This window comes from Sinorhizobium numidicum (genome assembly GCF_029892045.1).
Lineage (GTDB): Bacteria > Pseudomonadota > Alphaproteobacteria > Rhizobiales > Rhizobiaceae > Sinorhizobium > Sinorhizobium numidicum.
Window position 1 is genome coordinate 191,061 of the sequence record NZ_CP120367.1, and the last position, 23,867, is coordinate 214,927.

General features: G+C 61.4%; 20 protein-coding genes and 2 pseudogenes. 16 read left to right on the top strand and 6 right to left on the bottom strand.

The window, feature by feature from the left end; all coding sequences use genetic code 11:
- The first annotated feature begins 65 nt into the window (after positions 1-65).
- Positions 66-1,235: a patatin-like phospholipase family protein gene (locus PYH37_RS00930; RefSeq protein ID WP_280731599.1), complete on the top strand. Its 1,170-nt coding sequence runs from the start codon at positions 66-68 to the stop codon at positions 1,233-1,235.
- Between the two features lie 676 nt (positions 1,236-1,911).
- Here the strand turns inward: PYH37_RS00930 and PYH37_RS00935 are convergent.
- Entirely contained in the window at positions 1,912-2,775 is an 864-nt protein-coding gene (locus tag PYH37_RS00935; RefSeq protein WP_280731600.1) for a MipA/OmpV family protein, read from the bottom strand.
- 491 nt (positions 2,776-3,266) lie between these two features.
- On the opposite strand from PYH37_RS00935, the gene PYH37_RS00940 reads away from it, so the two are divergent.
- The 3 genes from PYH37_RS00940 to PYH37_RS00950 all read left to right on the top strand — a co-directional run bounded on the left by PYH37_RS00940 (position 3,267) and on the right by PYH37_RS00950 (position 6,114).
- Positions 3,267-4,004 carry a response regulator gene (locus PYH37_RS00940; RefSeq protein WP_280731601.1) on the top strand — a complete coding sequence of 246 codons (738 nt, stop codon included), beginning with the start codon at positions 3,267-3,269 and terminating at the stop codon, positions 4,002-4,004.
- Entirely contained in the window at positions 4,004-5,398 is a 1,395-nt protein-coding gene (locus PYH37_RS00945) for an ATP-binding protein (protein ID WP_280731602.1), read from the top strand. Before PYH37_RS00940 ends, PYH37_RS00945 begins: the two co-directional genes overlap by 1 nt.
- Before the next feature lie 218 nt (positions 5,399-5,616).
- Complete coding sequence (locus PYH37_RS00950) at positions 5,617-6,114, top strand: hypothetical protein (RefSeq protein WP_280731603.1); 498 nt, start codon at positions 5,617-5,619, stop codon at positions 6,112-6,114.
- On the opposite strand, the gene PYH37_RS00955 is transcribed toward PYH37_RS00950, so the two are convergent.
- The gene (locus tag PYH37_RS00955; RefSeq protein WP_280732488.1) at positions 6,111-6,416 is read right to left on the bottom strand and encodes a hypothetical protein; all 306 of its coding nucleotides are present in this window, start codon (positions 6,414-6,416) and stop codon (positions 6,111-6,113) included. The genes PYH37_RS00950 and PYH37_RS00955 overlap by 4 nt on opposite strands.
- A 412-nt stretch (positions 6,417-6,828) precedes the next feature.
- Between PYH37_RS00955 and PYH37_RS00960 the strand changes: the two genes are divergently transcribed.
- The 12 genes and pseudogenes from PYH37_RS00960 to PYH37_RS01015 all read left to right on the top strand — a co-directional run.
- The gene (locus PYH37_RS00960; RefSeq protein WP_280731604.1) at positions 6,829-7,137 is read left to right on the top strand and encodes a type II toxin-antitoxin system RelB/DinJ family antitoxin; all 309 of its coding nucleotides are present in this window, start codon (positions 6,829-6,831) and stop codon (positions 7,135-7,137) included.
- Positions 7,134-7,411: pseudogene (locus PYH37_RS00965) on the top strand (type II toxin-antitoxin system RelE/ParE family toxin); the annotation flags it as partial. The gene PYH37_RS00960 and the pseudogene PYH37_RS00965, both read left to right, overlap by 4 nt.
- Before the next feature lie 785 nt (positions 7,412-8,196).
- Positions 8,197-9,225 carry a substrate-binding domain-containing protein gene (locus PYH37_RS00970; protein ID WP_280731605.1) on the top strand — a complete coding sequence of 343 codons (1,029 nt, stop codon included), beginning with the start codon at positions 8,197-8,199 and terminating at the stop codon, positions 9,223-9,225.
- A 62-nt stretch (positions 9,226-9,287) separates the two neighbouring features.
- Positions 9,288-10,814, top strand: a complete 1,527-nt coding sequence (locus PYH37_RS00975; protein WP_280731606.1) for a sugar ABC transporter ATP-binding protein — start codon at positions 9,288-9,290, stop codon at positions 10,812-10,814.
- A gap of 22 nt (positions 10,815-10,836) precedes the next feature.
- Positions 10,837-11,826 (top strand): ABC transporter permease, encoded by a 990-nt coding sequence (locus PYH37_RS00980; RefSeq protein WP_280731607.1) that lies wholly within the window; start codon positions 10,837-10,839, stop codon positions 11,824-11,826.
- A gap of 1 nt (position 11,827) precedes the next feature.
- Positions 11,828-12,835: a sugar-binding transcriptional regulator gene (locus PYH37_RS00985; RefSeq protein WP_280731608.1), complete on the top strand. Its 1,008-nt coding sequence runs from the start codon at positions 11,828-11,830 to the stop codon at positions 12,833-12,835.
- On the top strand, positions 12,832-13,827 hold the full coding sequence (locus PYH37_RS00990; RefSeq protein ID WP_280731609.1) for an aldo/keto reductase: 996 nt from the start codon (positions 12,832-12,834) through the stop codon (positions 13,825-13,827). Before PYH37_RS00985 ends, PYH37_RS00990 begins: the two co-directional genes overlap by 4 nt.
- 8 nt (positions 13,828-13,835) lie before the next feature.
- Positions 13,836-15,584: a glycerol-3-phosphate dehydrogenase/oxidase gene (locus PYH37_RS00995; RefSeq protein WP_280731610.1), complete on the top strand. Its 1,749-nt coding sequence runs from the start codon at positions 13,836-13,838 to the stop codon at positions 15,582-15,584.
- On the top strand, positions 15,557-16,399 hold the full coding sequence (locus tag PYH37_RS01000) for a class I fructose-bisphosphate aldolase (RefSeq protein ID WP_280731611.1): 843 nt from the start codon (positions 15,557-15,559) through the stop codon (positions 16,397-16,399). Before PYH37_RS00995 ends, PYH37_RS01000 begins: the two co-directional genes overlap by 28 nt.
- Positions 16,400-16,430: 31 nt before the next feature.
- Positions 16,431-17,960, top strand: coding sequence for an FGGY-family carbohydrate kinase (locus tag PYH37_RS01005; protein WP_280731612.1), 1,530 nt, complete (start codon positions 16,431-16,433; stop codon positions 17,958-17,960).
- 2 nt (positions 17,961-17,962) lie between these two features.
- Positions 17,963-19,579 carry a GMC family oxidoreductase gene (locus PYH37_RS01010; RefSeq protein ID WP_280732489.1) on the top strand — a complete coding sequence of 539 codons (1,617 nt, stop codon included), beginning with the start codon at positions 17,963-17,965 and terminating at the stop codon, positions 19,577-19,579.
- A gap of 298 nt (positions 19,580-19,877) precedes the next feature.
- Positions 19,878-20,096, top strand: a pseudogene (locus PYH37_RS01015) (cupin domain-containing protein); the annotation flags it as partial.
- A gap of 285 nt (positions 20,097-20,381) precedes the next feature.
- Here the strand turns inward: PYH37_RS01015 and PYH37_RS01020 are convergent.
- From PYH37_RS01020 to PYH37_RS01035, 4 genes are read right to left on the bottom strand one after another with little or no spacing between them, the layout of a single operon-like run.
- Positions 20,382-21,638: an NAD(P)/FAD-dependent oxidoreductase gene (locus tag PYH37_RS01020; protein WP_280731613.1), complete on the bottom strand. Its 1,257-nt coding sequence runs from the start codon at positions 21,636-21,638 to the stop codon at positions 20,382-20,384.
- Between the two features lie 29 nt (positions 21,639-21,667).
- A complete protein-coding gene (locus tag PYH37_RS01025) occupies positions 21,668-22,438 on the bottom strand; it encodes an amino acid ABC transporter ATP-binding protein (protein WP_280732490.1) in 771 nt (256 codons plus the stop codon).
- A 44-nt stretch (positions 22,439-22,482) separates the two neighbouring features.
- Positions 22,483-23,142, bottom strand: a complete 660-nt coding sequence (locus PYH37_RS01030; RefSeq protein ID WP_280731614.1) for an amino acid ABC transporter permease — start codon at positions 23,140-23,142, stop codon at positions 22,483-22,485.
- An 11-nt stretch (positions 23,143-23,153) separates the two neighbouring features.
- Complete coding sequence (locus PYH37_RS01035; protein WP_280736682.1) at positions 23,154-23,855, bottom strand: aspartate/glutamate racemase family protein; 702 nt, start codon at positions 23,853-23,855, stop codon at positions 23,154-23,156.
- Positions 23,856-23,867: the final 12 nt, after the last annotated feature.

Consider the following 23,867-nt stretch of genomic DNA (forward strand, 5'->3'; position numbering starts at 1 on the left):
GCGGCTGGTGGACGGCTGGCGGACGCTTTGATGTCTCGTCGGAATTGTAGGTAGAGGCTACAGATATGCCTCGACTACTGGCTATCCTCCTGTTGGCGTTTCTTGCTGGTTGTATGGCGCCGGACCGTATTCCTTACGGGCCAAAAGCCGCATCGGCAGCCAGTGTCGAGGGGTTTGGCGATATCCGCATTTACGCGGATTCGAGCGGAAGTTTGCCCCAGGGACGTGCTTGGCTTCCTATCCTGAGACACAAGGAAATCAACTACCTCGTATTGTCGGGCGGAGGGGCCGGGGGCGCGTTCAGTGTCGGAGCGCTGAAGGCCTGGTCGGACAAGGGACAACGGCCCGAATTCGACATGGTCAGCGGCGTCAGCACGGGTGCCTTGATTGCGCCTTATGCCTTTCTCGGGCCGGCCTACGACAAGGCGCTGGTCGATCTTTATACAAGCGGCGTCGCCCAGGAGTTGGTCGACGTGAGATTTCTGCCCAGGGGCCTGCTGGGCGCAAGTCTCCTCAACCAGGAACCGCTTCGGAAAATGGTCGAACGGTATCTGACGCACGACACACTGGCGAGGATCGCCGCGGAGCATCGCAAAGGACGGCGCTTGCTCGTTTTGACTTCGAACCTCGATTCCCAACGAGCAGTGATCTGGAACATGGGCGCCATCGCCGACAGTCAGCGGGCTGACGCGCTGAAACTCTTCCAGGACATCATCATCGCATCAGCCAGCATCCCGGGCCTCTATCCCGCTGTGCTCATCAAGGCCACAGCAGGTGGGCGGATGTTTGAGGAAATGCACTCCGACGGAGGTGCAGCCTCCCAAATCCTGACGATCCCGGAGGGCTGGATTGCCAATGCGGAAGAGGGAGAATGGCCCAAAGGGCCTAAGTTCAGCATGTACATTCTCGTCAACAACGCCCTCATGCCGGAATTCGCCATCACCACGAATAATACGTTCGTCGTCATGGCGAGGGCGAGTTCATTCCTCATCAAGGCACAGACACGCAGCGCGCTGCTGGCTACCTATGCCTATGCCCAAAAGACCGGGATTCGGTTTCGGATGGCTTCGATCGATGCGCAGGTTTCCTACGACATGACCGACCCATTCAATACCAATTACATGCGCTCGGTCTACAACTTGGGGTACGCAAGAATGGCAAGCGACAGCCTGTGGAAAGACAGGCCCTCGTTCACCGACACGCTGGCAGCCACACAGATGGCGCAGTGGCGATAGCCGCACTCGTCTTCCCTCACTTAGCAGGAGGCGCTTCCCCGCATTGCCCTGACGCATTGCCCTGATAAGTATTCAACCGTGTTATGGAGAGGAAAGAGAATATCGATCTCGTTGTTCACGCGACCATCACCCGCATCGTGCCGGCCAACGCCACAGTCGCCGGTCTGTCGACTGCGACTCGCTCGCAGCCTCGTTCGTGGTTCCGGTGCTCGTCCGGAGACTGCCGCATGGCTAGGGGTCTTTCTTTGGAGGCCGAAGGCAGGGACGCCAGGCACGCGGCAGGTCGAGGTCATGGTGCCAGAGGAAAGGAGCATCAAGATTTGCTGACGGGGCGATCATGGCTGAAGGGGCTGACTCGGCCTCTGCTTTCTGACGGCCTCTTGTGCAGCGGGAATAAGAACGACGCAGACGCAGGCAAGTACACCGATTGCAGCGGCGATATTCCAGTATGAATGCAGCCGACAAGAAGTTGCTGGCTCAAAAAAGAACCAGGCAGGATCGAAGTGACTACCGCCCATCTCCAACGGAAGTGTTTGCTCGCCGGGGAAAACGACCACAATGCAAAATCGAGGTCTGGTCGCCGAACGCGACGACCCGGGTCGCGCTGTGCCGGCCACAGAAAGTCCGCCGATCCCGATGCAGGGAGACCAGCGGAATTTCTGTGGCTGCTGGTCACCTAGAACTTGTAACCGACGATCAACATCGCTGACGGCTGCACATCGTCCTGAACGATCGGGCTGTCCTTCGCGTCGCCGGTCAGGAAGCCGACACCTGCTTGGCCTCGGACCAGCCAGTTTTCCGTCGCCATATAGGTCACGGAGGCTTCGAGGTCGACGCGCTTGAGACCCGCGCCTGCATCGTATTGCCGCAAGCCTGATCGTGCGGACTGGGCAGCCGTTACCCCAAAGTAGCTTTCCATATGGTTCTCGTCGGCGAATGTAGCGGAAGCGCCCGCGGAAAGGATAAAGCGATCATGGTGATGGGAGACATTCGCTCCGACTTCACCGAGCAGACCGTCGCTGCCGCCAATCGTCTTGTCGACAGACGCATAAAGTTCCATGGGTCCCAGTTCATACGAGATCTGCGTTCCAACGACAGCGCCGGCGTCGATGTCACCGAGGCCTTTAAGGTGAGGGGAATCGTCTTCATCGCGCCCTCCTCCCATGTCGTAGCCGCCCTTAACCGTGAACTTGAAACCGTTGGACTTGAACACGTCGACGGCCACCCCGCCAGGATCGACGGTGACGCGATCACCGAAGGTTGCGGAGATCATAGGAATGGGGACGAGTTCGAACTCGTCGGATCCTTCGAATTTTGGCGCATAGATGGCTCCGGCGCCGACCATAACGTCCCAGTCCGAAAGCTTCTGGCGTATCCCACCGAAGCGTCCGTTGTCGAAGCTCCCTGAGGGAGGAATGGCGGCCGCCTCGCTCTCGTAAAGGTCGGCAGCGTGTGCCTGGAACAGTGGGCAAGCAACCACCGAGAGGCCCGCAGCTATGGCGACACGCGGCCGGATTAAATAGGACTTGGTCAATGACATTCGAATTCGCTCCTGGGGGCTGACCGAGAGTGTTCAACGCGGAATGCGTCATACCTCTCGCGGCCGCACTATCCCGGACGACGTCGTTAACTTGGGTTTTCTGATGTTAAGAAATGTTGGCGAGGCGATGCCGCTGGCCCGCGGGTCCTGCCTAACAGATCGAAACAAAGATTATGAGTGCAGAAAAACACTCATTCGCAGCAGTCCGCACAGCTTCCGCGTGAGTGTGCAGACCAGTTGTCAGCACCCGGACAATTGAAGGCCAGCCATCCGTTTAGGCAAACTCGGTGCAATACTCGTCATGGTGTGGCCAGCCGGTGATTTCGGCATCAATGATCGTCGCGCGGCCGACGGAGTGGTGGCGCCTCGCTACGGTCCAGCTTCAGCTTAACATATCAAAATATCTTCACCCGTGACTTTGGGTGTGTTTTTGCGACAATGAAACATCGTGCCTTATCCAGCTTTCGATCACACGCTTGAAGAGCAACCACATGACAGCTCAACATCTCATCGCGCCAGAGACAGTGCCTCGCATTCTTCTTGTCGAGGACGACGACGAGATCGCTGCGATGGTCATCGAAATGTTGACGGAGAATGGTTTCGAAGCTGCTGCGGTTGGCTCAGCCGCTAACATGGACGCAATCCTGAAGAAGCAGTCCTTCGATCTGGTTGTGCTCGATGGCATGCTGCCGGGAGAAGACGGGTTCAGCATATGCCGTCGGCTGCGGGCCTCGTCGACCATTCCGATCGTGATGCTCACAGCACTCGGCGATGAAATTAATCGCATTGTAGGCATTGAGCTTGGAGCTGACGATTACATTACCAAGCCGTTTCATCCGCGGGAATTGATAGCGCGAATAAAAGGACTGTTGCGGCGCGCCTCATACGGAGCGATCTCCCCCCCGCAGCAGACAGCCATGCAGTTCGCCGGTTGGCAGATCGATCCGATCCTGCGGCAACTCGTGAATCCGCAGGGCGTGCACGTTTCGATGACGACGGCCGAGTTCGATATTCTTCTCGCATTCTGCCAGAATCCCGGTCGCGTCATGACGCGTGAGCAGCTTCTCCGACTGACCCATGCCGGTACCGCAGGTCCGGTCGAACGCAGCATCGATGTTCACATCAGCCGGGTTCGCCAGAAAATCGAATCCAACGTTCGGGAGCCGACCCTGATCAAGACGGTCCGGCTCGGCGGCTACGTGTTCACGCCCAAAGTCGAGGCGTACTGATGTTTGCACGCTTTCAAGCTGGGTCGATCCGTCGACAGATTGCGGCCCTGGCCGTCGGCCCCGTCATCTGCCTCGTCATACTGGGTGCCATTTCCGAATTGCTCTTGCGTGACGATCTGGAGAGTGTTTCGTATGCCCGAACGACGGCCTTGAAGATCGAGACGGTCGTCGATCAGGTTCGAGCGTCCGCGTCCGCAGAGCAACGAGCCGCGATTCTGGACGCCACGTCCGGGACAGGGCTTCAGGTCGAACAGGTCTCGGCAGCGGAGCTTTTGAAGCAGGCCGATACGGACATCTCCTTTGAGGATGTCCGCCATCTTGTGCAGAACAATCTGCCAGCCAGCTTCGCAACGGCTTTCCGCGCGGAGACTTCCACTGGAAAACTTCGCGATGTGCTGGTCGTCGGAGTCGGTAATGATAGGGCTCTGGCGTTTCTCCCTGCGCCACCCCCTCCGGATGCATGGATCAGCGATCAGCAAGTGAGTATCGTCCTGCAACTGCTGGGTCTTGTCCTGCCGGTGGTTCTTCTGTCGCTCTATGCTGCACGTGTGATTGCGGCTCCCCTTCTTGAATTTGCGCAGGCCGCAGAAACCTTGAAGCCTGATGACGGGCCTGACAGGCCTTTCAACGAAAGCGGAGTGGCCGAAATCCGAACCCTAGCAAAATCATTGAATGACATGCGCAGCCGCGTTCGCAGCATGATCGATGACCGCACGCGCATGCTGCGCGCAATAAGCCACGACCTTCGCACACCGCTGACGCGTCTGCGTCTGCGCGCGGAGCGCTCGGCGCAGCCTGAGCTGAAAACGGCACTGTTGAAAGATATCTCCGCCCTCAGCGACATGATCAACGATACCCTCACCTATCTCAGCAAGGAGATGGCGGCCGAGAAACCGGTCAACGCCGACCTGCCCAGTCTGTTGGCGACCGTATGTTCCGACTTCTCCGATGTGGGCTTCGATGTGAGGTATGCGGGGCCGGAACGCCTCGCCTATCGCTGCAAACCGCGATCGCTGGCACGTGCGATCACCAACCTCGTCGAGAACAGCACCAAGTTCGCTCAGGAGATCTCGGTTGAGCTGTCGCTGCTCGAAAATGGGACCGTGCGAATAAGCGTTGTCGATGACGGCCCGGGCCTTCCCGTCAGTTTGCGTACCCGGGTGCTCGAACCTTTCTTCAAGGCCGATACGGCGCGAACATCGACCGACCGCGGTGGGTTCGGTCTCGGGCTCTCGATTGTCGACGACATCGTGCGGGCACACGGCGGCACGATCGAACTCCTGAACAGACCGCCGCACGGTCTCGCGGCACAGATGGATTTTCCTACCGAAGGTCATGCGGCGAGCGGCGCGGCGCCTAAGCAAACGACTGGTAACGTTGGCTGCGCTGTGTGATTCCACAAGGCCCTATACCCGATCGCGTCAACGAGGCGCGCGAGAGCGACGGGGGCGCTTCCGGAGCGGTTCGGGGTGGCAAATCATCGAGCCCGCTTAGTCGCTAGGTCCCGTCCTTTGGGACGAGTGGGCGAGGCCCGCAACAAAATCAAATATAACCAAACACACTCTTGCACGGGCAAAGGCTAGATTCTTCGTCTCCGCACGAGGAACTCGCCATGTCTTTGGAAGCCATTCGTCCCAACAAAATCCTTGTGTTTCTACCCAAGGCGGCGGCCAATATGATCGCCACGAAACTGGCGGAGCGTGGGCATGAGTCGATCGCAGGGTCGACGGTGCCGGGAGTCTTTGATGCACTCCGTTCCGATAATTGCTCCTTCGCCGTGACGACGCGACCGGAGATCGATCTCCTGCGCAGCATGCGCCCGATACCTGTGGTCAATCTTGAGATTTTCTTCCACGCAGAGCCTTCCGGCAACGGTCCATTGTCCAAAAGGTTCGACGGAAGCGCATTTATGAAACGGATCGAGTTCCTTGCTCAGCCTACGGGTAGAAGAGCTGGGCCTGCCGACGTCGAGCAGGCAAAGAGCGAAGGCATGCGACGCACGGCACTTCCGATAAAGATATTTCCATCGCAAGGATGGTTGTGGATAGCTCAACTGGATTTCGCCACTCGCTGCGTATTATCTGCGCAACACGACGGTGCGAGAGCTTAAATCCCTGACCCGTCGAGCTCTCGCTCGTCTTCGCCTTCCCAGGGTGAGGGCATCGAGGTGCGATCGAGATTGGCCGAGGGCATCGGCATCCAGCACTTCAATTCGGGCTCGGCGTATTCGATGATGCGGCCGGGCGAGGAGTCAGAGGCGCGCCAACCTCCTGGACCGAACTGATCGCCATTCGACCAATACGCGAGGTCAACTTCTGCCGCCCCCTGTTCGGACGGGCGGATCGTAACGAGGATCCGACTGCCGTCTTTCGGCGCGCTTGCCATGTGGCGCCAGGGGTCTGGCTCGGCCATCATTTTCCTCCTGTCTTGCTGCAGGTTGCAAGTGTCGCCTCGCCATCGAAAACGGTCAACTCAAACTTTGCACAACCCATCGTCGATCGATTGACGGTCCGGTCAGGATGGACGCCCCGAATTGAGGCGTACCATCGCTCCTCAGCTGGCATTTCGTAGCGTGGGTCCACCGTGCTCAGCACATAAATGCAACAGCGGCAAACCGGTCGATGTGCGCGGGCGACGGGGCGCAGGGGCTATCTCGGCCGTTCCGTATGTTCCGGTTTTGTGCTTCGAAAATCGCATAATCTATCGTCGGGAACTCCGCGTTTGACGAGGAATGCGCGGTCTGCTCAGAATGAGATGTTAGTGGTGGCTCTGGAGTTTGTCATGCAGGTGCATTACACTGACACCAGTGAAGGGAGACTCGCATATGGTTTCAAATGCACTGGTCCAGACTCGGATTGATGCCGACGTCAAAGAGCGCGCCACGGTGGTTTTAGAAAACATGGGCCTGACCGTCTCGGATGCTGTTCGAATCCTATTAACCCGGACGGCGAACGAACGAGCCCTGCCGCTGGAACTTGTCAGCCACAGTGAGTCCTACGATGCCTGGTTCCGCGCCAAGGTATTACGGGCGCTCGAGGACACGCGACCCGACGCCGATGATGCTGACGCCGACGCGCACTTTCGCGACCGTCGGGCGGCGGCCTTGCGCAAGGCCGTGGCGGGTGACCGATGAGGCTTGTCTGGGCACAATACGCCCTTGACGATCGCGACACCATCTTCAAAGCGAGAATCCAAAGGCGGCGGTTCACGTCGACGAAGAGATCGTCCGCGCTGTCGCCGTCTTCTTGATTTTCCTGAAAGTGGTCGTCCTGGCCGGATTGCCGGGACTCGGGAGCTTGTCATCCCGCGTACACCTTTCATCGCAGCCTATACCGTGATGGCGGATAGAGTTCGCATTTTGCGTGTTTTTGCATGACGCCCAGATGTGGCCCACAGACGCAATCGACGCTACTTTCTCGGGGGTCTCAGGTTCAATTTCGCGAAGGGTTCAAACCGGCTCTTCGGCCCCAAACCCGTCGCTTTCCTGTCAGCCGACCGTCGGAAGACCGCATTGGATCACGATTTTCCTTTCAGGCTTGCCCACTGAACGGCAGAGGAGGCTCGCTTTTTACCTTCCCTTTGGGCGCGCAAACATCTCGAGAGGAGCCCTCCCTACGCGGGCCTTGGGCGCGAACCTAGGGAGACGTTCCAGGAGGGATCGCCTAATGTCCAAAACGGATCGCATAGTGTATTGAGCCGGCATTTAGGTAGCAAAACCACGGTCTTTGCTCCCTAATGCTGTATTGACCGGAACTGCCGGATCAAAACCCCTCCTGGTCGCCGTCCCATCGCGCAGCACAATTCTTCGACATCTCTCAGATCTCTGAAGATGACGCAGTCGACTCCGCTATGCCTCGTCCAAAACGCGACGCTCGCCCTACCTTCGGTGATTCTTCGTGGAGCGGAACTGAAGCGCGAACGCCACGGTCGCTTTCCTCGCATCCGGCCCTTCGCATCACAGCAAACGTTGGCTCGACAGCACAGCTTCGGTCAAAGCATCAATCCTGCTTCCCAGTGCGATTGCAGCCGTGAATTATAATTCATACCATGAATTATATTGACACGCAGTGCGCTATGCGTTTAGCTGCCCATACCGGACTTCGAGGAGGAAATCCGGTCTTCACTGAGATCATCGGCGTCGGTTCGACGCCCTCGGGCTTTTTGGGAGGGGCTTCGGCCTCGAGGAGGACACTTGCGCACTTTTCTGAGCACGACCGCGATGGCGGTCCTTGCGGCAACACTTTTTGCCGGTTCCGCGGCCGCCGAGACGGAGAACCCGTTCCGCTGCAAGCCGGGCGAAAAATACGTCATGAACGTCATGGTCTCCGGCGTCGAATACTGGTTCCCGGTCTATGAAATGTTCAAGCAGGCCGGTCAGCAGTTCGGCTGCGAGACGGCATATACGGGCACGCCGGAATATGACGTCAACAAACAGATCGCCACCTTCGACCAGGCACTGGCGCAAAATCCGGCCGGCATTCTCGTCCATCCGATGAACTCCGACCCCTTCATCGAGCCGATCAACCGCGCGATCGACCAGGGCACGGCGGTCGTGACCTTCGCGGCCGACTCGCCGCTCTCCAAGCGCGTGTCCTTCATCACCTCGGACAACACCCGCGAAGGCATCTATGCCGCCGACGCAATCGCCGAGAAGATGGGAGGCAAGGGCGAGTACGCGGTTCTGGAAAATCCGGGCCAGGACAACCACGACAAGCGCATCGCGGCCTTCATCGGCCGCATGGAGGAGAAGTGGCCGGACATGAAGCTGGTCGGCCGCGCTGCCTCCAACCAGGATCCGACCAAGGCCTATCAGGGCCTCAACAGCATCATCCAGGCCAATCCAAACCTCGGCGCCGTCTTCATGCCGGAAGCGAATTCGGCGATCGGCGCCGCCCAAGCCAACAAGGAAAGCGGCGGCAAGGTCCTCGTCATGTGCGCGGATGTCAACGCCAATATCCTCGACATGATCAAGGCTGGCGAGGTCTTCGGTTCGATCAACCCGAACCAGGGCATGCAGGGCTATATGGGCTTCATGTTGCTATGGCTCGCCAAGCATCCGGAACTGATCGATCCGATGAACGACGCCAAGCGCTCCGGCTTCAATCCAATGAGCATCCCGGTCGTCGACAACGGCCTCTCCATCGTGACGGCGGAAAATGCCGACGACTTCTATTGGGACAAATACCTGAAGCGTCGCGGCACGAAGGGCATCGAGGAGTAAGCTCCGGATTTGCGACATCCGCGCCTCATGGCGCGGATGGCCACAGGGAGGGGAGGAACACGATGGCAGAGCCTGTGCTGACCATTCATGGCGTGACCAAGCACTTCGGTCCGGTGAAGGCGCTGACGGATGTCGATTTCAGGCTCGAACGGGGTGAGATCCATGCCCTCTGCGGCGAGAACGGCGCCGGAAAGTCGACGCTGATGAACATCATCGCCGGCGTACTGCAGCCGACCGAGGGCGAGATCCGCATGGACGGGAAGGTCGTGCGGATATCCTCACCAGCCGTCGCCCAATCGCTCGGCATTGGGCTCGTGCATCAGGAAATCGCGCTCTGTCCGGATGTGACGGTTGCCGAAAACATGTTCATGGCGGCGACCAACCGCCGCCGTGCCCCCTTCATGAACTACCGCGCGCTCGAACGCGACGCGCAGGCGGTAATGAACCGGCTGGGCGCAATCGACGTCGGCCGCAAGGTTGCGGACCTGCCGATTTCCAGCCAGCAGCTCGTCGAGATCGCCAAGGCCTTGACGCTCGACTGCCGGGTGCTGATCCTGGACGAGCCGACCGCGGCGCTGACCGAAAGCGAGGCGCAGCAGCTCTTTTCGATTATCCGCGACCTCAAGGCGAACGGCATATCAATCATCTATATCAGTCATCGCATGGCCGAGATCTTCACCCTCTGCGACCGGGTCACCGTGTTCCGCGACGGCCGTTACGTCTGTACCGATCGCATTGCCGACATCACGCCGGATGATGTGGTACGCCGCATGGTGGGGCGCGAGATCACGCAGCTCTACCCGGAAAAGCTCGGACCGGGTGACGCGTTTGGCGAGCCGGTCTTCGAGGTGGACAACATCGGTGACGGCGAGCGTTTCCATGGCGTCAGCTTCGCGCTGCGCAAGGGCGAGATTCTTGGCATCGGCGGCCTGATCGGATCCGGCCGCACGGAAATCGCTGAGGGTATCTGCGGGCTTCGAGCGCGCACGGCCGGTGCGGTACGCCTTCGCGGCAAGACGCAGAAGATCAATTCCTATTCCGATGCGGTGAAGGCCGGGGTCGTTTATCTGTCGGAGGACCGAAAGGGCGCTGGCATCTTTCTGGAGATGTCGATCGCGCAGAACATTTCCGTGCTGGATCTGAAGTCGCTGACCAATTCCGCTGGCCTCATGAACGCACGTGCGGAGGCTGCGCTTGCCGAGGATTTCGCCCGGCGTCTTGCGGTGCGCATGGGCGGTATCGAGGCACCCGTAAAATCGCTCTCCGGCGGTAACCAGCAGAAGGTGGCGATTGCCAAGCAGCTCGCGGTGAAGCCGAAGGTCATCCTGATGGACGAGCCGACACGCGGCATCGATGTCGGCGCGAAGGCGGAGATTCACCGCCTGCTGCGCGAGCTTGCCCGCTCGGGGATCGGCATCATCGTCATCTCTTCGGAAATGCCGGAGCTGCTCGGGCTCGCGGATCGCGTGCTCGTCGTCCGGGAGGGGCGCATCGCCGGTGAGCTCGGCGCTGCCGAGATGGCGGAGGAGGCTGTGATCCGCCTCGCCTCGGGGGTGGGAACGGCAAGGGCGGCGAGCCATGCCGCGTGACGAGCAAGTGGGAGGGACGGGAATGGCAATCGATACGATGGTGGCAGGCGCGCCGAAGACATCGTCCTGGAAACGCATCGGCAGGATGCGCGAGGCGGGGCTGATCGTGATCATCCTCGCACTCTGCGTGGTTATGAGCTTTGCCTCGCCGCACTTCCTGACACTCGGCAATTTCCGCGCCATGCTGATGAGTTTTTCCGTTGAAGGCATCGTCGTCGTGGGCATGACGATCCTGCTGATCGTCGGTGGCATCGATCTCGCGGTCGGCTCCGTCGTCTGCTTTGCGATGGTGCTCTCGGGCACGCTCTTCCTCGCCGGCCTCGACCCTTGGATGGCCTCGCTCGTCGGCATCGTTGCGAGCAGCGCGATCGGCGGCGTCATGGGCTTCTTCGTGACGGTCGTGGGTCTCAACCACTTCATCACGTCGCTCGCCGCCATGGTGATCGTGCGCGGTCTTTGCCTGATCATCACAAAGGGCACGCCGCTTTCGCTCTTCACGCTGCCGGCGGGCTTCAAGGCGGTGGGGCAGGGCACGTTTTACGGCGTTCCCTATGTCATCCTGATCTTCGTCGCTGTCGTCATCCTCTTCGATTTCCTGCTGCGCCGCGCAACCGCTTTCCGCAAGGTTTTCTACACCGGCAGCAACGAGAAGGCGGCGCTCTATTCCGGCATCAAGACGAATCTGGTCAAATTCTGGGTGACGGTGCTCTGCTCGACGCTCGCCGGTGCCGCAGGCATCATCTACATGTCCCGCTTCGGTGCGGCGACCCCCACCTTCGGCGTTGGCATGGAACTCAACATCATCGCTGCGGCGGTGATCGGAGGGGCCTCCCTCAACGGCGGTTCGGGCACGATCCTCGGCGCCATCCTCGGCATCGCGCTTCTCTCTGTCGTCACCAGCTCCCTGATCCTGCTCGACGTTTCCGTCTATTGGCAGGACATGATCAAGGGGTGCATTCTGCTCGCTGCCGTTTCCTTCGACCATTTCCTGCACAAGCGGAAGGCCGCCTGACATGCCAATTGCGAAACTGAAATCCAAGACGACAGCACCGCGCGAGGAGATCGTCATCGCCCGCCAGATGCACCAGGCGCTCGTCCTGCACTATATGGAGGGTTTGACGCAGGCACAGATCGCCGATCAGCTCGGCATCTCGCAAGCCACCGTCAACCGCCTCATCAAGCGCGGCCGCCAGCTCGGTCTCGTTGAGATCAAGATCAAGTCGCCGGTCGAGCCGCTGGTCGACATGGAGGAACGCTTGCTCGCGCTCGGCGGCATCAGCCGTGCGGTCGTGGTCCCGACCGTTTCCGACAATCCGCAGATCGCGCTCCAGGCGGTCGGAGAGGCGGCGGCCCGCCTACTGATCGAGGAGATTGGCGACGGCGACACAATCTGCATCACCGGCGGCAAAGGGGTGAGCGCCGTCGTCGCCGGCCTGCAGCCGCCGCGCCGTTTTGCTGTCGAAGTCATTCCGGCAACGGGCTGCGTGCAGGGCAAGCACTATACTGACGTCAACCATGTTTCGACCCTCATGGCCGACCGGCTCGGGGGGCGCTCCTACCAGATCCACGCGCCCCTCTTCGCCGACGATGCCGAGCAGCGGGAAATGCTGATCAACATGCGCTCCGTGGCCGACGTCTTCAAACGGGCGTGCGAGGCGAAGGTGGCGGTGGTCGGTATCGGCTCGATCCTTACGGACGACTCGAGCTACTACGACCTGCATCCATCTTCCAGCACCGACCGGGCAGCTATCGAACGCTCCGGCGCGACCTGCGAACTGCTCGCCCACCTGCTCGACCGCCGGGGCCAGGTTTGCGACTACAGCCTCAACCGTTCGCTGGTGTCGCTGACGCTTGAGGAATTTGCCTCGATCCCGACCAAGATCGGGGTCGCGAGCGGACCGAACAAGGCGGGCCCGATCCTCAGCGTCATGCGAGGCAACCATCTCGACACGCTCGTCACCGACGAGGCGACCGGCGCGCGTATTCTTGAAATTGCGTCCGAGGAGGGATTTTCCGCATGAGCGGTGAGCAGTTAACCCGCGAGATCGGACGCTCCGGCGTCAAGGCATCGGCCGTCGGCCTCGGCACGTGGGCGATCGGCGGCTGGATGTGGGGCGGAACGGATGAGGCGGAATCAATTGCCGCCATTCAGGCCTCGCTCGATGCCGGCGTCACCCTCATCGACACGGCGCCGGCCTATGGCCTCGGCCGGTCGGAAGAGATCGTCGGCAAGGCGATCGCCGGCCGCCGCGACAAGGCGGTGATCGCCACGAAATGCGGCCTCGTCTGGCATACGCGGAAAGGCAACCACTTCTTCGATCAGGACAGCAAGCCGGTCCATCGTTATCTCGGCCGCGACTCGATCATCCATGAGGTGGAGCAAAGCCTGCGCCGACTCGGCACGGATCATATCGACCTCTACATCACCCACTGGCAGGACGCGACGACGCCCATCGAGGAGACGGTTGCGGCGCTGGAAGACCTGAAGCGGGCCGGCAAGATCCGCGCGATCGGCGCCAGCAACGTCAACCGCTCGGAGCTGGAACGGTACATCGAGACCGGATCGCTTGATGCCATCCAGGAGCGGTTCAGCATGATCGATCGCGAGATCGAGGCGGACCTGCTGCCGCGCACTATCGCCAACCGCGTGTCGACGCTCAGCTATTCCTCGCTGGCGCTCGGCCTGCTCTCTGGCGCGATCGGACCGGAGCGGGTCTTTTCCGGCGACGATCAGCGCAAGGACAATCCGCGCTTTTCCGTCGCAAACCGGCGCAAGGCCAGGGATTTCGCCGAGACGATCCGGCCCGTCGCAGAGCGGCACGGCGCGAGCATCGCGCAGACGGTAATCGCCTGGACGTTGAAGCAGCCGGGCGTGACCTTTGCCCTCTGCGGCGCGCGCAACCCAGCGCAGGCGATCGACAATGCGCAAGCCGGAACCTTGCCGCTTTCCGGTGAAGACCTGGCAGCCATCGAAACGGCCGTTTCGGCGAAGCTGGCCAACATGGACGGATAACTGTCATCATGAATCGCAAAGAGACATTGGACGGGCTCCGCCAAAGCCCGAAGGTGGACGTGTGCGTCCTCGGAGGCGGCATCAACGGCCTGAGCGTCTTTCGCGAGCTTGCGCTGCAGGGCGTGAATGTGCTGCTGGCCGAGAAGGGCGACTATTGCTCGGGCGCGAGCGCTGCCCTCTCGCGCATGGTCCATGGCGGTCTGCGCTATCTCGAGAATGGTGAGTTCAGCCTGGTGCAGGAGTCGCTCGTCGAGCGCGATCGGTTGCTGCGCAACGCCCCCCACTATGTCGCCCCGCTGCCGACCACGGTGCCGATTTTCAATACCTTCTCCGGTCTCGCCAACGGCATTGTGCGCTTTCTCGGCCTCACCCGCCGCCCCAGCCGCCGTGGTGCCGTCGCCATTAAGGCCGGTCTTGGTATCTACGATTTCCTGGCGCGCAAGCGGGCGCTGCTGCCGCGGCACCAGTTCCGCGGCCGCAAAGCAACGCTGGAAAAATGGCCTGCGCTCAATCCGGCAATCCGCAGCTCCGCTACCTATTACGATGCCTGGGTCAGTCATCCCGAACGAATTGGCATCGAGCTGTTGCGCGATGCTCTGTCGGGCGCGCCAAATGCCGGCGCTCTGAACTACGCGACGATCGAACAGGCCGGCGCCGGGGAGTTCCTGCTGCATGACAACCTAACCGGCGAAGAGTTTCCGATACGGCCGCGGCTGGTCATCAATGCCACCGGCGGCTGGATTGATATCGCAAACGGCACGCTGTTTCCCGCAGACTCCCGACCCGCTCCGCTGACGGGTGGCACGAAGGGCTCGCATCTGATCATCGACAATCCTGCGCTTCGCGACATGCTCGACGGGCACATGATCTACTACGAGAACGAGGACGGCCGCATCTGCATCCTTTTTCCTTATCTCAGCAAGGTGCTGGTCGGCTCGACGGATATCCGCGTGGACGATCCCGATGCAGTGCGGTGCGAGGCCGATGAGCGGGACTATATCCTGCAATCGCTCGCCTTCGTGCTGCCGGGCGTGCGCATCCGACCGGAAGAGATCGTCTTTCAGTTCGCCGGCGTGCGACCACTGCCGGCCAGCAACGATAGCTTCACCGGCCGCATCCCGCGCGACCATTTCTGCACCGTGTTCGAAGGCCGCGATGGCGGGCCGCCGGTGCTCTGCATGATCGGCGGCAAGTGGACGACTTTCCGATCCTTCGGCGAACTCGCCGCTGACATGGCGCTGGAACGGCTGGGCCAGAGCCGCCGCGTTGATACGGCCGATCGCGCTTTCGGCGGCGGACGGGCATTTCCGAAAGACCGCAGCGGCTGGATACGGGCGCTGTCGGAATCGACAGGCCTTCCCCCCGATCGCGCCGCAACGCTTTTCGAGCGCTACGGCACAGATGCGGAGGACGTCGTCCGCTTCACCGCCGCAGGGCCGGACAACCTCTTGCCCCATGCCGCCTACAGCGCCCGTGAGCTCCTGTATCTCATCCACACGGAGGCGGTCGAGCATCTGGACGACCTGCTTCTCCGGCGCACGACACTTGCCATCACCGGCGAGCTTTCCCTCGCCATGGCCGAGGTCGCGCTCGAGCTGCTTGCAGCCGAAAAGGAATGGCCGGAGCCGCGCAAGGCCGAGGAGCGCAGCCGTTTTCTCACCCTCATGCGCGAGCGCCACGGCGTCGCGGAGGCGAGCCTTTCCGCAAGGAACGAACAAAGGAGTGAATTATGCGAAACAACCGCAAGGTCCGGATGAACCGGCTGTTCGGCAACGGCCGTTGCCTGGACGTGGCGATCGATCACGGCGTTTGCAACGAGCCGTCCTTCCTCGATGGGCTGGAGAACATGCCGGCCGTCGTAAAGGTGCTGGTCGATGCCAGACCTGACGCGATCCAGATGAACTACGGCCAGGCCGATCTGTTGCAGGACATTCCCGGCAAGGACAAGCCGGCGCTCGTCATGCGCATCGACATGGGCAATCCCTATAACCGCATCCGCCATCGCGACATGTGGGCGGTATTGCAGAACGAGGCCGAGCCGCTGATCGGCGCATTGCAGATGGATGCCGCCTGCGTGGTGGTCAACCTCTTCATGCTGCCGGACGAACCCTGTCTCTTCCGCCAATGCGTGCAGAACATTTCGCGCGTGCGGGCAGACTGCGAAAAATACGGCATGCCGCTGATGATCGAACCGCTCGTCATGCAGCCCGTGACGGAACGCGGCGGCTACATGGTCGATGGCGATGCGGAAAAAATCGTCACATTGACGCGGCTTGCCCGCGAGATGGGTGCCGATATCGTCAAGGCCGACCCGACGACCAATGCGGAGGATTTCCACCGTGTCGTCGAGGCGGCGCGCTGCCCGGTTCTGGTGCGCGGCGGCGGCAAGGAGGATCTTCGCGCCGTCTTCGACAAGTCAGCCGCCTTGATGCGGCAGGGCGCAGTGGGCATGGTCTATGGGCGCAACATCTACCAGCATGCCAATCCGAGCGCCGTGGTGCGCGGGCTGATGGCGATCGTGCACGAGGATGCGAGCGGCGAGGACGCCTTCGCGCTCTATCAGCAGGGGTGATGGCGTAAACGAACCTTGGGAGGGGTTCCGAATGGGAGACTATCTTTTGGGGATCGACGCCGGCAACACCGTCATCAAGGCGGTGATTTTCGACCGGACGGGCCGGGAACTGGCGTATGCGGGGGAGGAGGGCCACAGCCGCATGCCATGCCCCGGCCATGTCGAGCGCGACCTCGGCGAACTCTGGGCCAATGCCAAACGCGTCATCCGCGCCTGTCTTGACAAGGCGGGCATCGCGGCGACCGATATCGCCGCGATTGGCTGTGCCGGCCACGGCAACGGACTTTATGCGCTCGACCGGAACGGCGAACCGCTGCTCGGCATCCAGTCGCTCGACACGCGGGCGATAGGCCTCGTCGAGGAATGGGCGGCGGACGGCGTGGGCGACCGGACCTATCCGATCGGCCGCCAGCGCCCCTGGCCCTCACAGACGCCGACGCTTCTTGCCTGGCTGCAGCGTCACAGGCCGGAGGTCTTCAAGCGCATCGGCACGGTGTTCTTTTCCAAGGATTTCGTCGTCAACCGCCTGACCGGCCGTCGCGTCAGCGAGGTCTCCGACATGTCCGGCGCCGGCCTGCTCGATCTCGCCGCCCGCCGCTATGACAGGACGCTGATGGACGCCTATGGGCTCGCCGATTGCATGGACCTGCTGCCGCCGCTCATCGAAAGCGCCGACATCGCCGGCACAGTTACGGAGAGGGTGGCGCAGGAAACCGGGCTTGCTGCGGGCACGCCGGTGATCGGCGGGCTCTTCGACGTCGTCGCCTCGGCGCTCGGTTCCGGCGTCGCGCGCACCGGCAGCGCCTCGATCATCGCCGGCACCTGGAGCATAAACCAGGTCATCATCGACGGTCCCGATCTCGACGGGCCGGTCTTCATGTCCTCGACCTTCGACCGCACCCGCTACATGGCGATGGAAAACAGCGCCACCTCGGCCGCCAATCTCGAATGGCTGGTGCGAGAGTTCTTCGAGGGCGAGCATACGGAGAACCTCTCGCCCTTCGACGCCTGCTGTGCGCTGGCGGCTGCCGTCGAGCCGGCGGCGGACGATCCGCTCTATCACCCGTATCTCTACGGCGCCCAGCAGGACGGCCACGCGCGGGCAGGCTTCTATGGGATTGCCGGCTGGCACACCAAGGGGCATCTGATCCGTGCCCTGCTCGAAGGCGTCGCCTTCGGCCACCGCCAGCATATCGAGACGATCCGCAAGGCGGGGGCCACCTTCGACGAGGCGGTGCTGTCCGGTGGCGGTTCGCGTAGCCGGCTCTGGCCGCAGATATTTGCCGATGTGCTCCGCGTGCCGGTCTCCGTCGCGGTGTCGCGGGAAACGGGCGCGCTGGGTGCCGCGATTGCCGCGGGAACAGGCGTCGGCCTCTTTGCCGATTTCATGGAAGGGGCGAATGCCATGGTGCGGGTCGATCGGCACTATGGGCCGGATGGCGCGCTTGCCGCGCATTACAACCGGCGCTACGCGCTCTACAAGGACATCACGGACGCCATGACGCCGATCTGGCGGCGGCTTTCGGCGGCGGCAAAAAAGGCAGCGGGAGTTGCGGCGTGACCATGCCTATAACTGAAACTGCGGTGGACGAAGGCACCTACGATTTCATCGTCGTCGGCGCCGGCTCGGCCGGCTGCGTCCTGGCGAACCGGCTCTCGGCCGATCCGAAGAACCGGGTTCTGCTGCTCGAAGCTGGTGGTACGGACCGCTATCACTGGGTCCATGTGCCGATCGGCTATCTCTACTGCATGGGCAATCCCCGCACCGACTGGATGATGAAGACAGCTGCGGAAGCCGGCCTCAACGGCCGTGCGCTCAACTATCCGCGTGGAAAAGTGCTTGGCGGCTGCTCTTCGATCAACGGCATGATCTACATGCGCGGCCAGGCTGCCGACTACGACGGCTGGCGGCAGGCGGGCAATGCGGGCTGGGGCTGGGACGACGTGCTGCCTTATTTTCTGAAGTCGGAGGACAACTACCGTGGCAAATCCGCCATGCATGGCGCGGGTGGGGAATGGCGCGTCGAGCGCCAGCGACTCTCCTGGCCAATCCTCGACGCCTTCCGCGATGCGGCGGAAGAGCTAGGCATTCCGAAGACCGACGATTTCAACACCGGTGACAACGAGGGCTCCGGCTATTTCGAGGTCAACCAGCGCGGCGGCGTGCGCTGGAACACAACAAAAGCCTTCCTCCGGCCGGCGATGAAGCGCGAGAATCTGCGCGTCCTGACCGCTGCCGAGACCGCACGGCTAGAATTAGAGGGAAAGGTGGCCACCGGCGTGCGTTTCCGCCTTCGCGGCCGCCTCTGCGTCGCTCGCGCATCCCGCGAGGTCGTGTTGTCGGCTGGCTCAATCAACTCGCCGAAAATCCTGGAGCTGTCGGGCATCGGTCGACCGGATCTGCTGTCCGCCCTCGGCGTTCCCGTCCATCACGAACTTCAGGGCGTCGGCGAGAACCTTCAGGACCACCTGCAGATCCGCACCGTCTTCAAGATCGAAGGCGCGCGCACACTGAACCAGCTTTATCACAACCTCTTCAGCCGCGCCGATATGGGTCTGCAATATGCCATCAGCCGATCCGGCCCGCTCTCCATGGCGCCGAGCCAGCTCGGGATCTTCGCCAAGAGCGATCCGGCCATCGCGACGGCCGATCTCGAATACCACGTGCAACCGCTCAGCACCGACCGGCTCGGCGAGCCTTTGCACCGCTATCCGGCCGTCACGGTCTCCGTCTGCAATCTTCGGCCTGAAAGCCGCGGCACGGTGCATGTGACCACGCGCGACTCGGCGCTGCCGCCGGAAATCCGCCCGAATTATCTCTCCACTGCCGGCGACCGGTTGCTCGCGGTAAAGTCCATCCGACAGGCCCGCAGCCTCATGGAGACCAAGGCGATCTCCCGCTTCCGTCCGCACGAAATGCTGCCTGGCAAGGAATACGAGAGCGACGCCGACCTAATCCGTCGCGCCGGCGATATTGCGACGACCATCTTTCACCCGGTCGGCACCTGCAAGATGGGGAATGACCCAATGGCGGTGGTGGACCCGAAGTTGCGCGTGCACGGGATCGACAGACTGCGTATCGTCGACGCCTCTATCATGCCGACCATTGTCTCCGGTAACACGAACTCACCGGTAATTATGATCGCGGAAAAGGCATCGGAAACCATTCTGAAGTTGTGAGCATCAATCGACGGGACGTTCATGTTCTGTACTTCAAAAGTCGCATAATGTATTGAAGGGAATGGGCGCCGCCACGAAATTGGGGCAGTGACATAGCTTTCCACTGCCAGGCGATTCAAATCCGTTCATCCGTTGGAGGCGAGTGGTCACTTCTTGCACGCAGGGCGGGGCAACTCCTGACCGGTGTTTTCGTTGTGTGCCCTCGTTCGTGCAGCAGTCGCTGAAGCGTTCCCGTCGCGATCGGGCCTTCGGTGTGCACTGAGTGCAACCGACAGCACGAGGCTGTGAGTTTGGCAGCAAAGTATCGCTCTTTGTCGTCGATGCGGATCCCGGGCGCGGGCCGGCACTGCACGTGCACCCCTATGCGGAAACGTGGGTGATCCGCAAAGGCGAGGCCGAGTTTACGGTTGGCAATCACAAAACACGCGGCTCGGCCGGCGATATCGTCGTCGGGCCTGCCAATATTCCCCGCTTCGAAAATATCGGCGCCGACCGGCTGGAAATCGTCTGCATTCATCCGCGTCCCGGCCGTCAGAACGCTAACACCGCCACTGCCGTGAAGGTTTTCCGAATTCCTTCTGGGCGAACGGATGATAATCTCCCTAGAGTGGGCAGCCGACGGGAGTCTGGAAGGGGCAGGCGAACGCAAGCCGACGCCGAGTGCCAAAGCCGGATCAGAGCCTTTCCGACGTGAACGTCGAAATGCAGCACTTCCTCCCACTCCCCGAGCTACGGAAAGTGCAAAGCGCGGGTTTGTTCCCTTGGCTTGAACATAGACCAGCTTAGCACCGAGCGCGCAGCCTCAGCATCCGAATCGCGCCGGCAAGAACGCTCCTTCCCGCTCTGGTTGCCGCCCATCAAGTGCATGCAGCACGAGATCGGCCGTTTTCGGCCCGGATGCGAGCCCGACATGCCCATGACCGAACGCGGTGACGATCCCCGGATACTGCCTCAGTGGACCGATGACGGGCAGTCCGTCGGGCGTGGAGGGGCGGTGGCCCATCCAGAGTTTGAGCTCCGACTGGCTCTCGTTTGCCAGATAGGGATAGCTAGCCAGTGCGTGGGACTGAAGAACTTCTGCGCGCCGCCAGTTCGGTGCCTTGTCGACCGACGCCAGCTCGACCTGTCCCGAAAGCCGCAGTCCCATTTCCGTCGGTGTATTTGCCATCTTCCCGGTACTAGGCATTACCGGAATGTCGAACGGGACCTCGTCCGAGGTGATCGTCACGTGATAGCCTCTCTCGCTTTCCAGCGGGATCTTGATTCCGAGCCCGCGCATTAGCCGTCCGGAGTGGATTCCGGCGGCGACGATGATGTAATCCGCAGCAAGACTGTCGCCACCATCGAGAACCACCCTGGGTGTCGGGGTGGTGAGAATCGAGTAGGCACCTCGCTGGACGAAGCGCACACCTGCCTTGATCGCCGCCTCGACTATGCCGGCGACATAGGCGCCCGTATTTATGCAGTGGGCGCCTTTCGTGACATAGGCACCAAAGCGGTGATTGGGACCAAGTGCCGGCAATTGGCGCCGCAGTTCGGATTCGTCCCATTCCTCAAACGCGACGCCATTCTCCCGCCGCAGCCGCCAGCTCAGGGATTCAGCCTCGAATGCGGCCCGATCCGGATAGGCATAAAGCAAGCCCTTCTGGATGACCAGTTGCTGTTGCCCGATGCGTTGGGCGAGCGCCAGATGACGCGCCGGCGCATCGTGTAGAAGGCTGTTGAGGTGACGTGCGGTTCTCGTGACGCGGGCCTCGGTCGCGCCGGCCAGTAGAAATCGAAAAAGCCATGGCGCAAGACGTGGGATGGAGGCCCAGTCGATGGTCAGCGGTCCGCTGCGATCGAGGAGATAGCCTGGCAACTTGCGCCAGATCCCCGGGACGCTCATCGGGATTATCGACGCCGGGCTGATCCATCCTCCGTTGCCATAGCTTGCGGCCCCTTCGCCGCCCGGGCGCCCGCCGTCACAGAGCGTCACATTCCAGCCTGCGTCAGCCAGCCTCAGCGCGGTGGAAGCGCCGACGATCCCCGCGCCCAGAACAATTACCTTGCCCGTCATGAGTTCTATCCGTTGTCTTGCGATCCAGATCAGGCAAGCCTGCCGTGGAAATGGCTAAGGAATTCGCGCGTTGCCGTTTCGTGCGGATGGTTGATGACCTGGCGTGCATCGCCCGCTTCGACAACGTAACCGTCCTTCATGAAGATCACGGTGTCTGCCACGTCGCGGGCGAAAGCCATTTCGTGAGTGACGAGGATCATGGTCATGCCCTGTTCGGCGAGCTGCCGTATCACAGCCAGCACCTCACCCACGAGCGCTGGATCGAGGGCGGAGGTCGCCTCGTCGAAAAGCATCACGTCCGGGTTCATCGCAAGAGCGCGGGCGATGGCGACCCGCTGCTTCTGACCCCCCGAGAGCTGATCGGGGTGTGCTTCGGCTCGGTCGGCAAGGCCCACTTTGGCAAGAAGTTCGATGGCGCGTTCGCGTGCGCTTTTCTTGTCCTGCTTCAATACTGTCACCGGGCCGACCATGACATTCTCGACTACGTTCATATGCGGAAACAGGTTGAAGTTCTGAAACACCATCCCCGTGTTCGCTCGGAATGCGGCGAGGTCCCTGTCACGCAGTGAGACGTTTCCGGCGGAGAAATCCATCTTCTGATCGCCAATAGCGACGTAGCCCGCATCCGGAAGGCAAAGAAGGTTTAAGCTGCGCAGCAGGGTCGACTTACCTGAGCCGCTCGGACCGATCAGGGCGACGACATGGCCACGCGGCACGATCAGATTGATGTCGCGCAAAACTTCGAGCGGGCCGAAGGACTTCTTCAGCCCCACGACTTCAATCATCAGATCCTTGTCCATGAGGGTGCTCCGGCGGTTCGGCAAATCGGAAAGGGGCTCATAGGTCATGTCTTCGTCCTGTCCTCGAGCCAGTGTGCCGTCCGGGTCAGCGGAAAGAGGACTGCGAGGTAGATCGCGGCGATTAGAGTGTAGGTTTCCAGCGGACGATAGGTCGCCGACGTCACGAGCTGGCCCTGATAGAGCAGGTCGGGAACGGCCAGGACCGAAAGGAGCGACGTATTCTTCAACTGCAGAACCGATTGGTTGACGAGCGGCGGAACCATCCGACGCAGCGCCTGCGGCAGGATGATCTTGCCCATCAATTGCCGGCGCCGCATCCCGATCGCGCGGCCGGCGTCCCACTGGCCTATGTCGATCGAGACGATCCCGCCGCGGATGATCTCGGAATAAAACGCGGCGCCATAGAGCGTCAGCGTCAGGAAGGCGGCCATGGGTGGCGAGATTTCGATCCCGGTCAGCATGGGCAACGCGTAATAACACCAGACGAGCTGGACGAGCACCGGGGTGCAGCGAAACAATTCGACGACAGCCATCACAGGAACGGTAACCACGCGGAGCCCGGACAGCCTGGCCAGCGCGAAGATCGTGCCGACGAGAACGCCGGAAACGACGGTAAGCACCGTGAAGCCAACCGTATAGGCTAGGCCCTCCAGAAGGAGATAACGATATTGCCAGAGAGTGGCAAAATCCCATTGATAATCCATTGGGTGCGACCTTATTCCATCCCGGTAAAGTGCCGGGGGCAGGTTGAACTGTAGAGCAGCCGGCCAAGCGTCAGGACGTCGAAGACCGGCATGGCGCAGGCTTGCGCGATAGCGGCTGCAAAAGGCGGCATGTTGGTACATTCGAGAACGATCGCGCCGATAGAGGGATTCCGTGCCACGAGATCGCAGGCGACGGATATGACCTCAGCCTCGAGCCCGGCCCGGTCATAGGAAGCTCCGCTTTCGATCAGGGCATGGAAAGCGCCGTTGGAAGGGACCCCGGCGACTGGCGTGGAGGGTTCCGCGCCGCAGGCCGAGAGCATTTCCGGCGTCAGATTGGCGCCATCATAGGTAATGACACCGGCCCGCCGTCCGGCGCCAAGGGTTGATTCGATCAATGGAAGCTGGACCAGGCTCGAAGCCGCGACCGGAACACCAAGGGCAGCGGCCAAGCGCTGCTGATGCAGTGCCATGAATCCGCAGGACGTGATGATGGCGCAGCAACCTTCCGCTATGAGGCTCTCACCGGCCGCGATGAAGTCGTCGAGGAGGCCAGCGCCTCCTCGACGGATCACCCGGTCCGGCGAGGCTCCGCTGACGCGTCTGAACTTTACCGGGAAGTCCCATGAGCCGGGATGACCGACATCGCCCGGTGGACGAGGAAAGTCCGTATCCAGCATGATGACACCCAGTGAACGGGCAGGGGCGGACATCGCGGCGACCGG

Excerpts from the sequence above, each read along its gene's own strand:
- PYH37_RS00955 (WP_280732488.1), bottom strand. The coding sequence starts at position 6,416 with ATGGCCGAGCCAGACCCCTGGCGCCACATGGCAAGCGCGCCGAAAGAC.
- PYH37_RS01020 (WP_280731613.1), bottom strand. The coding sequence starts at position 21,638 with ATGACGGGCAAGGTAATTGTTCTGGGCGCGGGGATCGTCGGCGCTTCC.
- PYH37_RS00930 (WP_280731599.1), top strand. The coding sequence starts at position 66 with ATGCCTCGACTACTGGCTATCCTCCTGTTGGCGTTTCTTGCTGGTTGT.
- PYH37_RS01030 (WP_280731614.1), bottom strand. The coding sequence starts at position 23,142 with ATGGATTATCAATGGGATTTTGCCACTCTCTGGCAATATCGTTATCTC.
- PYH37_RS00960 (WP_280731604.1), top strand. The coding sequence starts at position 6,829 with ATGGTTTCAAATGCACTGGTCCAGACTCGGATTGATGCCGACGTCAAA.
- PYH37_RS00935 (WP_280731600.1), bottom strand. The coding sequence starts at position 2,775 with ATGTCATTGACCAAGTCCTATTTAATCCGGCCGCGTGTCGCCATAGCT.
- PYH37_RS01025 (WP_280732490.1), bottom strand. The coding sequence starts at position 22,438 with ATGGACAAGGATCTGATGATTGAAGTCGTGGGGCTGAAGAAGTCCTTC.
- PYH37_RS01000 (WP_280731611.1), top strand. The coding sequence starts at position 15,557 with ATGCGAAACAACCGCAAGGTCCGGATGAACCGGCTGTTCGGCAACGGC.
- PYH37_RS00990 (WP_280731609.1), top strand. The coding sequence starts at position 12,832 with ATGAGCGGTGAGCAGTTAACCCGCGAGATCGGACGCTCCGGCGTCAAG.
- PYH37_RS00940 (WP_280731601.1), top strand. The coding sequence starts at position 3,267 with ATGACAGCTCAACATCTCATCGCGCCAGAGACAGTGCCTCGCATTCTT.
- PYH37_RS01010 (WP_280732489.1), top strand. The coding sequence starts at position 17,963 with ATGCCTATAACTGAAACTGCGGTGGACGAAGGCACCTACGATTTCATC.
- PYH37_RS00950 (WP_280731603.1), top strand. The coding sequence starts at position 5,617 with ATGTCTTTGGAAGCCATTCGTCCCAACAAAATCCTTGTGTTTCTACCC.
- PYH37_RS01005 (WP_280731612.1), top strand. The coding sequence starts at position 16,431 with ATGGGAGACTATCTTTTGGGGATCGACGCCGGCAACACCGTCATCAAG.
- PYH37_RS00975 (WP_280731606.1), top strand. The coding sequence starts at position 9,288 with ATGGCAGAGCCTGTGCTGACCATTCATGGCGTGACCAAGCACTTCGGT.
- PYH37_RS00945 (WP_280731602.1), top strand. The coding sequence starts at position 4,004 with ATGTTTGCACGCTTTCAAGCTGGGTCGATCCGTCGACAGATTGCGGCC.
- PYH37_RS01035 (WP_280736682.1), bottom strand. The coding sequence starts at position 23,855 with ATGTCCGCCCCTGCCCGTTCACTGGGTGTCATCATGCTGGATACGGAC.
- PYH37_RS00995 (WP_280731610.1), top strand. The coding sequence starts at position 13,836 with ATGAATCGCAAAGAGACATTGGACGGGCTCCGCCAAAGCCCGAAGGTG.
- PYH37_RS00980 (WP_280731607.1), top strand. The coding sequence starts at position 10,837 with ATGGCAATCGATACGATGGTGGCAGGCGCGCCGAAGACATCGTCCTGG.
- PYH37_RS00985 (WP_280731608.1), top strand. The coding sequence starts at position 11,828 with ATGCCAATTGCGAAACTGAAATCCAAGACGACAGCACCGCGCGAGGAG.